This is a genomic window from Chryseolinea sp. T2 (assembly GCF_037203685.1).
Lineage (GTDB): Bacteria > Bacteroidota > Bacteroidia > Cytophagales > Cyclobacteriaceae > Chryseolinea.
The window spans coordinates 29,031-43,899 of sequence record NZ_JBBCAU010000002.1 but is presented as its reverse complement, the minus strand read 5'-3'; the positions used below and the strand labels follow the sequence as shown (position 1 = coordinate 43,899).

Sequence of the window (14,869 nt, the reverse complement as noted above, 5' to 3'; positions counted from 1 at the left end):
ATGTTATAAATAGATTCGATTACTTATTTGTTCCTTAAGCTCTTAAAAAAACGATCGAGCAATGCTTTTGCCTCGTCGCCCAAAAGGCCTTTCACCACCTCGGTACGAGGATGCAGCAAAGGGTTTTGGATCAGACCGTACCCCCGCTGAACATCGGAGGCTCCGTACACCAGCTTCTTTAACTGCGTCCAGTGCAAGGCACCTGCGCACATAACACAGGGCTCAAGGGTGACATACAAGGTACACTCGTTCAGATACTTCGAGCCAAGATAATTTTCGGCAGCGGTGATTGACAACATTTCGGCATGGGCCGTTGCATCAATCAGCTTCTCGGTCAGATTATGTCCCCGGGCAATAATCCTGTTCCCACTAACTACCACAGCACCAACGGGGATCTCACCCTGATCGAGAGCTTTATTCGCCTCTTTCAAGGCTTCGCGCATAAAATACTCGTCTGAATAAAGCTCCATACAATCAGTAAAGAGTGATAATGTTAGCTGATTTAAATTCGGCGCAATGCGCCGGCAGTATATCGCCAAATCACCACATCACCAAATCTCTATTTAACCTTGACTCCTTTCATCATTTCCCGTGCTGATGCCTGCCATTCTTCTCTCATACGACGCGGACAGGAAAAGGAAAATACCAGGGCCTTGCCTGGCTGAATCAGGTATTGTATGTATGTGTATCGCAGCACCGGTTCGCGAAGCTCTTCCTGTGACTTATTACCATTTACCCTTGATTCGAATTCGAAGTAAATAAATTTCTTACCCGACAATTCGTGAATGCCCTCATCGATCATCTCGACCTTGTCGAACATGTTCACCAGTCCTGACTTGAAAAACTCCTTGGCCAGTTCCACATTATCGTCAGGCCATTGTGTCGCAGAGATATTAACGCTGTAGTCAGCCACCCGTTCGAAGTTCGTATAGGCGACCAGTGGTGCGCGAACAGAAGGGTATCGTTGCGCGATATCCATTTCGTCCATCTTCTGCCAGTCTTTAGGCACCAGCACAGTAAGGGTCTCGTTAACTTTTACTTTAACCAGCTTCTGCTGAGCGGGGGCCAGAAAGGGCACCAGCGAGAGCACAAACATCAAAAGCCACCCGATACATTTAATTTTTACCATATAAGGCCCAAAGTCAAATATTCTTAAATTCGCGCCTGCCTTTTTGGCCGGCTCCAGCATTACCGATGAGAGCACCGGCCGTGTCAGGGGCGCAAAATTAACTAAAACTCAGATGTTACGGACTCACACGTGCGGTGAATTAAAGTTAGGAGATGCTGGTAAGCAAGTTACGCTTGCGGGATGGGTACAACGTACACGCGACAAAGGAAGTGTACTGTGGATCGACCTTCGTGACCGATACGGCATCACACAGCTTATTTTTGAAGAAGGGAAGACAGAGAAGTCGCTTGTGGATAATGCCCGTTCTGTGGGCCGGGAATATGTTATCCAGGTGGAGGGAACGGTTGTGGAGCGCCTCTCCAAAAATGACAAAATGGCCACGGGTGATATCGAAATCAAGGTATCTGCATTGCATGTTCTTAATGCTGCAAAGCTTCCACCCTTTACCATCGAAGATGATACTGATGGAGGCGACGAATTGCGGATGAAATATCGCTATCTGGACCTGAGAAGAAATCCTGTGCGCGAAAGCCTGCAGCTTCGTCACAAAATGGCACAGCAGACACGTGCATATCTCGACGGCCAGCAATTCATCGAGGTGGAAACGCCTGTACTTATTAAATCGACACCCGAGGGTGCCCGCGACTTCGTGGTGCCTTCACGCATCCATCATGGTGAATTCTACGCGCTCCCTCAGTCGCCTCAAACCTTCAAACAATTGTTGATGGTATCCGGCTTCGACCGGTATTATCAGATTGTAAAGTGTTTCCGCGATGAAGATCTTCGCGCGGATCGTCAGCCGGAGTTTACTCAAATCGACTGCGAGATGGCCTTCATCACGCAGGAAGATATTCTCAATACTTTCGAAGGACTCATTCGTCACCTGTTCAAGAACGTTAAAGGCATTGATCTTCCATCAGTGCCGCGCATGAGATACGACGATGCAATGGCTCTGTATGGCTCCGACAAGCCCGATACGCGTTTCGAGATGAAGTTTGTTGAGATCACTTCAAACACACGCGGAAAGAATTTCCCTGTGTTCGAAAGTGCTCAGCTTGTAGTCGGCATAAATGCAAAAGGATGCTCTGAATATTCACGCAAACAGCTTGATGAGCTCACCGAGTTTGTAAAAAGACCGCAGGTTGGCGCCAAGGGTCTGGTGTATGTTCAATACAGAACTGACGGCACTATAAAGTCGTCGGTTGATAAGTTTTACAGCGCCGATGACCTTAAGGTATGGCTGGAAAAGTTTAACGCTGCTCCTGGCGATCTTTTGCTCATTTTGTCAGGTGAAGAATATCAGACGCGCAAGCAGCTCAATGAACTTCGCCTCCTTATGGGCGAGAAACTGGGACTTCGCGATAAACAAAAATTCTCGGCATTGTGGGTGATGGATTTTCCGCTGCTTGAGTGGAACGAAGAGACAAACCGATATCACGCCATGCACCACCCTTTCACGTCGCCTAAGCGTGAAGACATCGCATTGCTGGATACTGATCCTGGAAAGGTTCGCGCCAATGCTTACGATATGGTTATCAATGGTACTGAAGTTGGCGGTGGATCGATCCGTATACATGATCGTCCAACGCAGCAGCTCATGTTCACGCATCTGGGCTTTACAGAAGATGAGGCGCGTAAACAATTCGGTTTCCTCATGGAAGCTTTTGAATACGGAGCTCCTCCGCATGGTGGTATTGCCTTCGGCTTCGATCGCCTCTGTTCGATATTTGGTGGTGCTGATTCGATCCGCGACTTCATTGCATTCCCCAAGAACAACGCGGGCCGTGATGTGATGATCGATACACCATCGACGATTTCTGAAGAGCAATTGAAGGAGCTGGCGTTGAAGGTCCCCAATCCGAAGGCTTGAGTTATCAGGACGAAGTCCTAAGTATTTAGTCCTGAGTCCTGAGTTTGGTCGTTAGTAGTTGGAGTTTAATAGTAGTTCGGTGATCTTGTTCGTCAATGAAGCTGCGAAAGGATTTTGTCGTCACTAAAGGCCATAAGTACTCAGTACCTACTAAGGACTCAGGACTAAATACTAAGGACCACTATAACTACTCAGTACCTACTAAGGACTCAGGACTAAGGACTCAGGACTCACTGGCAAGTGAGTACCGAGCTATCAGACGCTTTCCTATCCTCTGCCTATTCCTTTTTTTCTCCGCCTCTTCTACCTTAGCACAACCTGTGAAAGTTGCTGCCCCTGAATTCCCGATTCCCGCTACGCTTGCTGAATGGCAGGCGAACAGGAAAGCAGTGCGCGAAACTCTCGTTAAGTTAATGGGTGCACTGCCGGCGCGTCCGAAGTCACCGAACGTTACCGTTGAAAAGCGCGAAGACAAGGGGAACTACTTTGAAGAAAGATTTTCATTTGACAATGGTGCGGGCGCAATTGTTCCAGGTGTTGTTTTGATTCCGAAGGGAAAGTTGAAGACATATCCCACGATTTATTATTGTCACTGGCACGGCGGAAACTATGATCTCGGAAAGCGCGAGCTGTTTACCACGCATCACACGCCGCAGATTCCGGCGGAAGCGCTGACACAGATGGGATTTCTGGTAGTGGCCATAGATGCTTATTGTTTTGGAGAAAGAAGTGGTCGCGGGCCTGGCGGACCGGATGAAAAGGGTGGAGCGGAAGAATTATCAACTTCGAAAAGAGAATTGTGGTTGGGACGATCATTGTGGAGCATGATGGTACGCGATGACCAGATGGCCATCGATTATTTGTTTACGCGACCCGACGTTGATGTATCGCGGGTTGCTGTTACCGGAATCAGCATGGGTGCCACTCGTACCTGGTGGCTTATGGCACTTGATGAGCGTTTGAAAACCGGAGTGGCCGTTGGGTGCATGACGCGCTATGAAGAGCTGATTGCCGCGCAGCAATTGAAGGCTCATGGCATCTATTACTTTGTACCGGGTATGCTCAATTATTTTGATACCGAGGCAATTATCAGCCTCGCAGCCCCACGGCCAATGCTGTTTATGACTGGTGATGAGGATTCAGGATCGCCAGTGGAAGGTATTCATCACATCGAGAAAGTTGTGCGCCGTGTCTATCAGTTGTATGGAGCGGAGTCGTCGTTTATAAATGTAATTTATCCACAGACAGGACACGTATATACAGAAGATATGTGGGATCGGATGTCGAAGTGGATGATGACGCATCTCAAATAGAGCACCTTGTCGGGCAGGTAGCCCGGAATTTCAACGAGGACAACGTAGTAGTTTCAATAAGGGGCATAATGACCAGGCAATGGTTTTTACTATAGGCATACCGTTAGACGAGAACTCATCATACCTTCGCGGATCAGCCGCCGCCCCTACGGAGATCAGGAAGGCATTTCATTCTGACTCGGCAAATTACTGGACTGAGGACTCGCTCAATCTTGAACGTCATCCCAAACTAAAAGACGACGGCGATCTTAAGTTGCCTCCGATGCCTGCCGCATTTGATGCAATAACGTCAGCCGTAAGCAACCGTGTCCAACAGGGAAATAAGGTATTATGCCTTGGCGGTGATCATTCAATCACCTATCCCATCATTCGGGGGTTCGCGCAACATTATCGCGAGCTTACCATTATTCATCTTGATGCCCACGGTGATCTGTACGATTCCTTCAACGAGAACCGGTTCTCACATGCCTGCCCTTTTGCGCGCATTATGGAAGCGAATCTGGCAAGCCGGCTCATCCAGGTAGGTATTCGTACCTACAATAGTCATCAACGGGAACAGGTGGCGAGGTTCGGTGTTGAATCTATCGAAATGAAAGACTGGAACGATGACTTACGGTTTGTCATTGATGGTCCTGTGTACCTATCATTGGATCTTGATGCTCTGGACCCTGCGTTTGTTCCGGGAGTCTCTCATCATGAACCGGGTGGATTTTCAACACGGCAGGTACTGAACATTATTCAACAGCTCGATTGCAATCTTGTGGGAGCCGACATTGTTGAGCTTAATCCCATTCGTGATATTCATGGTATGACCGCTATGGTTGCCGCCAAGTGCTATAAAGAACTACTGGCGCGTTTGTTGATGACATGAGCGCGGGACAATCGTCACCGCGCGCGATGAATCGAGTATTGAGGCGACCGCGTGTTTTCTTTTGTTAATAAACGTAACTAACATGCGGCTTCATTTCGCCATGCGCCCACTTCTGATTTTTTGCTTCGGCCTTCTCATTATTCTCGCCTGTAACCGCCGCCCAGTTACCCAGTATGATGTTGTAATTCGCAATGGGACGCTATACGATGGCTCCGGTAAGCCAGGCGTTAAGGGAGACATTGCCCTGAATGGCGACACGATTGCTGCCATGGGCGATCTGCGCGACGCAACGGGCAAATCAGAGATCGATGCGTCGGGGCTTGCTATCGCTCCCGGATTCATCAACATGTTAAGCTGGGCAGATCGCAGTTTATTGCTTGATGGCACATCGATGAGTGATATCAAGCAGGGTGTAACACTTGAAGTGTTCGGTGAAGGATGGAGTCCTGGCCCAACAAAACGCAAAGCAACAGCGAGGCCGGTTGACAGTTTATGGACAACACTGGGAGGCTATTTCAAATTTCTTGAGAAGAAGGGCATCTCGCCCAATGCGGCTTCATTTGTCGGTGCGACAACGGTAAGGATACACGAAGTAGGATACGACAAACGGCCACCAAATACTGAAGAGCTAAAGCGTATGCAGGACCTTGTGCGCCAGGCAATGGAAGAAGGCGCCATGGGACTAGGGTCTTCTCTTATTTACGCACCCGCCGACTATGCGTCGACAGACGAACTGATTGCCCTTGCGCGTGTTGCCGCATCCTACGGGGGCATGTATACAACTCACATGCGCAGCGAGGGAGACTTCATTTTGAAAGCATTGAATGAAACATTTACGATAGCGCGCGAAGCCAAAATTCCTACTGAGATCTATCACCTGAAAATCAACATCGCGCGCAACTGGAATAAGATCGACACGGTGTTGTTTAAGATTGACAGTGCCCGTCGTGCCGGACTGAAAATCTCGGCCAACAACTATCCTTATATCGCCAGCGCTACCGGTCTTACGGCGCGATTGCCAAACTGGGTGCAGGAAGGTGGTGCCGCAGAGATGCGTAAGCGGTTGAGAAACCCCACCATGCGAAAGAAGGTTTTGTATGAAATGCGCATGGGAATTCCCTACAAGAATTCAGATGCAAGTGATGTACAGCTCCTCGGCTTCAGGCTCGATTCATTGAATAAGAAGTACCGGGGAAAACGCCTGGATGAAGTTGCCCGTATGCATGGCAAGGATGCTGACGAAACGGTTATCGATCTGGTAATGCGGGATAAGTCAACTATTGCTGCCGTCTACTATCAGCAATCGGAGGAAAACATCAAGCGCATTTTGCAACAACCCTATGTAAGCTTTGGCTCCGATGGCGCTTCTATGTCGGAGGCCAAAATATTTGAAGACTGGGGTACTCATCCGAGAGCATATGGAACATTCGCGCGTGTGCTGGGGAAATATGTTCGTGAGGAGAAATTATTAAGTCTTCATGAAGCTATCCGGCGTTTAACATCACTTCCTGCAACGAATCTTAAGCTTAAGAAACGAGGCATTCTCGTTGCCGGAAACTATGCAGACCTTGCCATCTTCGATCCCGCTGTAATCCAGGACCAGGCAACATTTGAAGAGCCAAAGAAATATGCCGTCGGTATGCGACATGTATTCGTGAATGGTGTTCTCGTGCTGAAGGACGGTGAACACACCGGTGCTAAGCCGGGACGCGTTCTTAGAGGCCCTGGGTATCGTTCCGGTCAGAAATAGATCTTCTCTTTTGGAAGGTTTGCAGGACCGAAGGAATTAAGAATTAAGAGTTAAGAATTTGCTACCAGCCTTCGGCTGACTAAAAACCACGATCGAAGGTCGTGACAGCCAATTCTTAACTCTTAATTCTTAATTTTTTCCTGTGTCTCAGGTACCCTTTGGATGCCACGTCTTGCGGCCCTTTGTTTCCGGAAAATTACCGCAAACCGATTATTATGTGCGGCTTTGGGCGTAATGGAAAAAGAACTACTTTCCGAAAACCTAAACTGAATCATGTTCCGCCTGCTCTGCAGCTTTCTAACACTGCTCGTTCTTTTCTCCTGTTCGAAACGAAAATCGTTTGATACAGTCATTCGCAATGGCACCGTCTATGACGGGTCCGGAGGAGAACCTTATTCCGCCGATATTGGTATAGTTGGAGATTCAATCGCCGAAATAGGTGATCTGTCCGGAGCAGAAGCAAAAACTGTTATCGATGCTAAAGGCATGGCAGTTGCTCCAGGATTTATCAACATGCTGAGTTGGGCAACGGAGAGCCTATTGCTCGATGGCAAGTCACAAAGCGACATTCGCCAGGGGGTTACACTCGAGGTGTTTGGTGAGGGCATCTCATTTGGGCCAGTGAACGACGACATACGGAAAGGGATGATCTCGCAGATGCGCGACTATTCATTTGAAATTCCCTGGACAACCCTCGGCGAGTATCTCGAATGGCTCGAAAAAAAAGGAGTTTCCCCTAACGTGGCCTCGTTTGTGGGAGCCACAACGCTACGCATACACGAGCTAGGAATGGAAAACCGCGCTCCTACTCCCGAAGAACTTGGCCGCATGAAAGACCTGGCGCGAAACGCCATGGAAGAAGGTGCACTTGGCATTGGATCGTCACTTATATATGCGCCCGGCAACTATGCCGGAACCGACGAGTTAATAGAGTTGTGTAAAGTTGCTTCAGAGTATGGGGGGATCTACATCACTCATATGCGCAGTGAGGGCAACTCGATCTATTCAGCCGTAGGCGAAACGATTAAGATTGCGCGCGAAGCAAAGATTCCATCGGAGATCTATCACCTGAAGATGGCAGGTACCGATAACTGGAACAAACTTGATACGGTCATCCAAATGATCAGTGCAGCGAACGAATCGGGCCTGCATATCACGGCAGATATGTACACTTACCCCGCCGGCGCAACTGGTCTCGATGCAGCTATGCCACCGTGGGTTCAGGAAGGAGGCATATATCAATGGATGAAACGCATGGGAGATCCGGCCATCCGGAAAAGAGTGGCCAACGAGATGCGTACACGCACAGACGGATGGGAGAATCTGCTTCTCATGGCGGGCAGCACAGACAATGTATTGCTGGTGGGTTTTGCAAATGATTCACTCAAACGCTATACAGGTAAGACACTATCAGAGGTAGCACGCATAAATGGAAAGTCACCGGAGGAAACTGCGATGGATCTCGTCATTGCAGACAGCACGCGTGTTAGTACAGTATATTTTATGATGTCGGAGGACAACATAAAACGACAACTGAAATTGCCTTATGTCAGCCTTGGCTCCGACGCGGAATCTTCCGCACCTGAAGGCGCCTTCCTTAAGTCAAGCACGCATCCCAGGGCTTACGGCAACTTCGCCCGTTTCCTTGCCAAGTATATTCGGGAAGATAAGATTATGCCACTGCAGGAAGGCATCCGAAGGCTGACTTCACTGCCAGCATCAAACCTTAAGATAAAACGCAGAGGGACACTGGCCGCCGGAAATTATGCCGACATCGTGGTCTTTGACCCTGCGAAAATTCAGGATCACGCCACGTTCGAAAACCCGATGCAGTACGCAACGGGGATGTCATACGTCCTTGTCAACGGCACAGTTGTAATGAGTAACGGCGAGCACACCGGCGCCACACCTGGCCGCGTGGTACGGGGTCCAGGCTGGACCCCCAGTTCCGACCGTTAATCGAGTCTGGTACCATCCTGCGAATTATGCGGCACCATTGGCGGGCCGATTTTCGATCTTTGTTAGCCCTCTTTTTTTTGGTCGAACCTTGTCCGCTGATATGCGCCATTTCTTATTGACAACTGCGCTGTTCATGGTGCTTTTCAGGGGTTATTCCCAGGATCAAAAGACACTCATTGCCGCAGGTGATAAATTCTATTCCAAGAAAGACTACAAACATGCGCTTGAGTCTTTCCTGGCAGCCCAGGCGTTGAACCCTGACGACGCTTCCCTGAATTTCAAGATAGGCCTCACCTATCTTTACTCGGAAACAAAATCGAAAGCTGCGTCGTACATCGATAAGGCATACCGTCTCAATCCCGCTGTCAATCCAGATATAGATTATCATCTTGGCATTGCTTTTCAGAACACGAACGAATTCAAGAAAGCAATCGACCATTTCGAACGCTTCAAGAAGAAGAAGAAGGAGTTGAGTACCATAGCCGACGAACGCATCGCCGAGTGCCACATTGCCGACTCCCTCTCTCAAAATGAACTCAACGTCATCATTGAGAACCTTGGCCAGATCAACACACCTTACAGCGACTACTCGCCCATCATTTCCGCGGATGGCAACACTCTTATTTTTACTTCGAACAGAACTGACGATCCTGCGAGGGCCAAAGCCAATGCAAATTTCGAAGACATTTACGTAGCTACGCGAAGTGGAAACAGCTGGTCGGAACCCAAGCTCATCAGTTCCAATATTAACATCAAATACAACGATGCTGCTGCATCGCTTTCTCCGGATGGTAAAACGCTGTTCCTGTATTACGAAGAAGGCGAAGGAGACATCTACACTTCCACTCTTGAAGGTGGCGAATGGTCTAAACCAAGGCCGCTGAATAAAAACATTAACACATCGCTTTTCTACGAAACTTCTGCCAGCGTAACTGCAGACGGTAAGAAACTATACTTCGCCAGCAACAGACCTGGAGGAATCGGAGAGCTGGATATTTATGTGAGCGAGCTCGATGGAAAGGGCGATTGGGGCAAGGCTGTAAATCTGGGACCTGTCGTCAACACTCCTGACAACGAGGATTCACCCTTTATACACCACGACGGAGTTACTTTATACTTCTCTTCCGACGGTCATCCTACTTTAGGTAACAGCGACATATTCGTTTCAGAGTTTAAGAATAATAAATGGTCGAAGCCTGAGAACATTGGCTGGCCACTTAACTCCTGGGAATACGATGGATTCTTCACATTGTCACCCGATAAAAAGAAGGGCTACTTTTCGACTGTAAAGGAAGGCGGTCTCGGGGATGCGGACGTTTATTCAATCACATTCCTGGAGCCAAAGTATAAACCTAAGCCCAAGCCCGTTGTTGCAACGCCTGCGGCAGTGGCTGCAGCAGAAAAGCCTAAAACAGAGATACCCAAGGCTGAGGAGTTTATTGATCCGTCAATTGCTGCGAAGAAGGCTTCTAAAGTTGTCACCTTGTTAAAGGGTAAAGTAATTGATGAGAACTCGGCGGCGCCGCTGGCTGCTGTGATCTCGCTGATCGACAACACCAATAATAAGGTGATGGCCAAGATCAACAGCAATCCGGCTACAGGTGAATTCGAACTTACCATTCCTCACGGCGGAAACTACGGTGTGGCTACAGAAAAAACCGGCTACCTGTTTAACTCTATCAACTTCAATGTACCGGCATTTGCCGACTACCAGGAGATTGATACGCACATCATCATGGTTAAGGCAGAGATCGGTTCAAAAGTCGTGTTGAAAAACATCTTCTTTGACGTAGGCAAATCGGACCTTCGGCCCGAGTCAATTGCCGAGGTTGAAAACATCCGCGAGCTGCTGGTTGGCAATCCCAATCTTCGCGTGCAGATCAACGGACACACCGACAACAGCGGTAATGCGGCCACCAACAAGGCATTGTCGCTTAAGCGTGCAACATCAGTGGTTGCTTACCTGGCCCAGAAAGGGATTGCCGAGAGCAGGCTGACTGCCAAGGGCTATGGCTCGGACAGGCCCATCGTTTCCAACGATGACGAGGAAGGTGGTCGTGAGATCAACCGACGGACGGAAATAGAAATTATTAAGTAGAGTTGATGTTATCAGCGCTTTTGCATGAAGGCGCTCACCATATCCTTCAGGACCTCCAGCGTTACCGGCTTTTGGAAGTATGCTTTTACCCCAGGCACCGACGTTGCCCGGCTTAAGTCACGCGGGTGATTGGAAGAACTGATAATGTATACCTCGGCCTTCTTCATCAGCTGATGCTCTATTTCCCGAAGCTGTTCAAGAAACTCCCATCCATCGACTTCCGGCATATAGATGTCGAGCATGATAATGTCCGGCAGGTGTTCAACCGTCTTTTTGTGATGAAGCAAATAATCAATAGCTCCCTGTGCAGTGTTGTAAATGGTGATGATGTGGGCGAGTTCACCGAGTTCTGCAAGTCGTTTGATGTAGAATGACGACATAGGGTCGTCATCAATGATCCACAGGTTTGGTATTTTGGTTGACATGCCTGGCTCTCAAGATACGATTTTTATTTGATCACGCTGCGGGTGCTGTTTTTCACGAAAAGGCACCGGTCGCGTAATTCAAATAGTGAATTTGATTTCTGGGTATTGGGGTTAAAGATAAAGATACCCGACAACTTTCATCTAAAAGTTTACCCTAAATGTAACACCATAAGTGCGGGGATCGCCCAGATGGGTCGCGCCAAAGTTGTAGGCATAGGCGATATAGTGCTCATCGCCGAGGTTTCGGCCCCAGAACATAAGCTCATAGCGGTCATAAGCCCCACCTGCCCGCACGTTGAAGAGGCTGTATCCATCCTGTTTGATCGTATTGGGGAGGTCAAAATATTGCTCGCCTAGCATCATCCACTCGCCGCGTGCTGTCAGCTTTATTGGCCCGGCCATAAATCCGTATTGCAGGGCAGCCATCGACGTAAAGGCTGGAGTAAAGATCTGCTTGTTGCCTTTCAGGTTGGTCTCATTGCCATCCTGTGAGAGGTTTAGCTTGTCGTACTTAGCGTCGTTCACGCCAAAGTTATAGTCGAACTGAAGGTTCTTAACTGGCGTAGCCGAAAATTGAAGGTCTACCCCCTTGCTTGTAAGCTCGCCAGCGTTCTTAGTAATGGTTATGGCATCCGGTAACACCAGCGTTGGTACCTGGACATCGGTAACTTTGATATAGAACAATGATACGTTGACCATTACCTTATTGTCGAGGAAATAATGCTTTGTACCCACTTCATAGTTGCTGCTGTACTCTGGTTTGTAAGGATAGAGCGGCGGTTGTGAAGGATCTGATCCAAGCGGCGTCATACCACCCGCGCGAAATCCACGCGTATAAGACGCATAGTAGGTGTGATTTCCCTGCCTGTAGGCCACGGCCAGCTTGGGAGAGATCGCATTAAAATCGGCTCTTCCAGTCGTATCAGGCTGCGTTTCAAACATCGGATTCGGATCTGGATCGTGCTGGTACTCCCCTAAAACTGTTTGCTTCTTGTGCTCGTAGTCATAGCGAAGACCCAGAGTCACGTCAAGGTGATCAAAGAACGTGTAGGTACCCTGTCCATAAACTGCAATGCCATTGCCATACGCGGTTGTTGTGTTAATGGTAGAGAAGTTCGCATCATCGATACCATACATCCAGGCGTCTTCACCGAATCTGGTTGCCTGCTTGTTTGGTGTATACTGATGGAACAGATATGTTCCTGCTGTCCACTTAAATGGAGATGTGAGTGACGCTGGCGATGAGAATTTAAACTCCTGCGTCAGAACCTTCACATTGTTCCAGTCCTTTCCATAATTGTTGATGATGGTGACAATATCAGCAGGAGAAAAATCGCCATCAATAGGATCTTCATAGTAACGATAGTTCGACTGGTATGCTGTCTGCGAGAAGAAGTTAATCTTGTCACCGCTGTGATTGACCACAAGTGACCCATTGAAATTGTCGTCGATCAGCTTAGTCGTTGCATTCTGGTTTACAGTAAAAGGATTTGAGAAGGCATCCTCTACGCTACCCGCCAACGGGAAGGCCCCGTTGTTGCGGTTAATATTTTGTTTCATATTCAACGAGACGGCCCAGCGCTGAGAAACATTATACTTCAGAAAATAATTTGCGGTCAGCGTACTACGCTTATCGAAGTCCGAATTGTTGTAGAGGTTCGTATAGAATCCGTTAGTCTTCTCGTAAACGGCGCTGATTCCAAAGAACAATTTATTAGGAATGAGTGGAGTGCGATAACCCAGCGCGTATCGCGCCTGGCCATAATTACCGACGTTGATTTCGCCAAAGCCGGATGGCGTGTTGGTCGGTTGCTTGGTGATAATGTTGATCACACCCGCCATAGCATTACGTCCGTAAAGTGTGCCCTGAGGTCCGCTCAGCACTTCGATGCGTTCAATATCCAGCAGCTGCGGAATGTAAGTATCGAGGGTAAACTGATTCACGCCATCAACGTAGGTGGCAACGGCCGGATCGTACGACGTAGTGGTTATGCCACGAATAGAGGTCACGTTGCGGTTATCACCGGAGTTGTTAGAATAAAGATTGGGGACAATGGCAGTGATGTCGCGCGCATTCCATAAACGATACTCCCGTACCTGTTCAGAAGAAAGCGTACTGATAGTCGCGGGTATTTTCTGCTTGTCCTCTTCCTGCTTTTGTGCCGTTACTACAACATCAGCAAGCTGTGTCGAAGATTCAGAAAGCCTGAAGTCAAAGTTTGCCTTTTCATTTCCTATAGTTACGTCGGCTGTGCGTGTAGCGTAACCTATAGCAGATATCTGCACGATAAAGCGGCCAGAGGGAAGTCCACCAATTGTAAACTGTCCGCTAGCGTCGGTAATGGCACCAAAGTTTGTATTGAGCAACCGAACTGACGCGTGACCAATAACACGATCCTGATCGTCGGTAATTTTACCTGAAAGAATGTTCCCATCCTGTGCGGAAACAGAGAAGATTGTCACTAAGAAAATGCACGAAAGAAAATACCTCATCACTAAATCAGATTGATAAAATAGGGCGTGAATTTACTGTTTTTACGTCAAAACAACAGCCTCAACCGTGTGTTCGGCGCAATACGCAGGACCTAAGGGGCAAATTCATATAAGAACGGCCCCCAGGCTATTGATTTTCTGCAGGATGATCCGGTTCTATTACAAAAATATTTTTGTTTCAACACCATCCTGTATCAATGATGAGCGGCTTTTTCCCTGCCTCATTTTCGCTAGCTTGCACCCTTATCCCAGATAAAATTGATCTTATTGGCTTCATTGTCCGTAAGTAATTGAACATAATAGCGGAGCCCGAATGACAATTACTCTGTCCATAGTTGAATTTTTCAATCCTCAGTATCTGATACAATACGGAGGGCTCGCACTTTTGCTCTTTATTGTATTTGCTGAAACGGGGCTTTTCTTCGGGTTCTTTCTGCCGGGCGACTCATTGCTGTTCGTTGCGGGATTATTGACGACTTCTAAGTACATCGATCAACCGGTAGGGATACTTGTAGGCCTGCTGATTATTGCCGCATTTGCAGGGACATGCGTCGGATATTATTTCGGAGTGTGGGCCAAGCGTTATTTCAGGCCTAAGGATTCGAATCTGTTTTTCAAACAAAAATACCTGGACATGGCCCAGGATTTCTATGGCAAATACGGCATGATGGCCTTCATTGTCGGGCGCTTTCTTCCAATTGTCAGGACCTTCGTGCCTATACTCGCGGGCTTTGTCAGAATTGATGTCAAGAAGTTTCTCATCTACAACCTGCTTGGAGCGTCGTTGTGGATCGCTTCTTTGGTAATGGCAGGCTATTGGCTGGGAAGCCTTTTCCCCGGTCTTGTCGATAACGTCGAATTCATTATTGTCACACTGATTGTCGTAACGGCGATACCGGTGATCCTTTCCTATCGCAGGGCGAAGAGAGCTCCCACTGACCAGGGGCTGGAGTCCTGAATA

Annotated in this window: 11 protein-coding genes; 7 read left to right on the top strand and 4 right to left on the bottom strand. The window is 48.3% G+C overall.

The window, feature by feature from the left end; translation table 11 throughout:
- Nucleotides 1–23: 23 nt before the first annotated feature.
- A complete protein-coding gene (locus WBG78_RS05160) occupies nt 24–470 on the bottom strand; it encodes a nucleoside deaminase (protein ID WP_337325318.1) in 447 nt (148 codons plus the stop codon).
- An 89-nt stretch (nt 471–559) separates the two neighbouring features.
- The gene (locus tag WBG78_RS05155) at nt 560–1,129 is read right to left on the bottom strand and encodes a hypothetical protein (protein ID WP_337325317.1); all 570 of its coding nucleotides are present in this window, start codon (nt 1,127–1,129) and stop codon (nt 560–562) included.
- 112 nt (nt 1,130–1,241) lie between these two features.
- On the opposite strand from WBG78_RS05155, the gene aspS reads away from it, so the two are divergent.
- From aspS to WBG78_RS05125, 6 genes are all read left to right on the top strand, one after another.
- Nucleotides 1,242–2,999 carry an aspartate--tRNA ligase gene (gene aspS / locus WBG78_RS05150; RefSeq protein WP_337325316.1) on the top strand — a complete coding sequence of 586 codons (1,758 nt, stop codon included), beginning with the start codon at nt 1,242–1,244 and terminating at the stop codon, nt 2,997–2,999.
- 95 nt (nt 3,000–3,094) lie between these two features.
- Nucleotides 3,095–4,312, top strand: a complete 1,218-nt coding sequence (locus WBG78_RS05145; RefSeq protein ID WP_337325315.1) for an alpha/beta hydrolase family protein — start codon at nt 3,095–3,097, stop codon at nt 4,310–4,312.
- A 79-nt stretch (nt 4,313–4,391) separates the two neighbouring features.
- Nucleotides 4,392–5,183 (top strand): agmatinase, encoded by a 792-nt coding sequence (speB, locus tag WBG78_RS05140; RefSeq protein WP_337325314.1) that lies wholly within the window; start codon nt 4,392–4,394, stop codon nt 5,181–5,183.
- Nucleotides 5,184–5,265: 82 nt separating this feature from the next.
- Complete coding sequence (locus WBG78_RS05135) at nt 5,266–6,933, top strand: N-acyl-D-amino-acid deacylase family protein (protein ID WP_337325313.1); 1,668 nt, start codon at nt 5,266–5,268, stop codon at nt 6,931–6,933.
- 273 nt (nt 6,934–7,206) lie between these two features.
- Nucleotides 7,207–8,892 (top strand): N-acyl-D-amino-acid deacylase family protein, encoded by a 1,686-nt coding sequence (locus tag WBG78_RS05130; protein ID WP_337325312.1) that lies wholly within the window; start codon nt 7,207–7,209, stop codon nt 8,890–8,892.
- Between the two features lie 100 nt (nt 8,893–8,992).
- Nucleotides 8,993–10,990 (top strand): OmpA family protein, encoded by a 1,998-nt coding sequence (locus tag WBG78_RS05125; RefSeq protein WP_337325311.1) that lies wholly within the window; start codon nt 8,993–8,995, stop codon nt 10,988–10,990.
- Between the two features lie 11 nt (nt 10,991–11,001).
- On the opposite strand, the gene WBG78_RS05120 is transcribed toward WBG78_RS05125, so the two are convergent.
- On the bottom strand, nt 11,002–11,415 hold the full coding sequence (locus WBG78_RS05120) for a response regulator (RefSeq protein WP_337325310.1): 414 nt from the start codon (nt 11,413–11,415) through the stop codon (nt 11,002–11,004).
- Between the two features lie 141 nt (nt 11,416–11,556).
- Nucleotides 11,557–13,908, bottom strand: a complete 2,352-nt coding sequence (locus WBG78_RS05115; RefSeq protein WP_337325309.1) for a TonB-dependent receptor — start codon at nt 13,906–13,908, stop codon at nt 11,557–11,559.
- A 313-nt stretch (nt 13,909–14,221) separates the two neighbouring features.
- Between WBG78_RS05115 and WBG78_RS05110 the strand changes: the two genes are divergently transcribed.
- On the top strand, nt 14,222–14,866 hold the full coding sequence (locus tag WBG78_RS05110; protein WP_337325308.1) for a DedA family protein: 645 nt from the start codon (nt 14,222–14,224) through the stop codon (nt 14,864–14,866).
- The last annotated feature ends 3 nt before the right edge of the window (nt 14,867–14,869 follow it).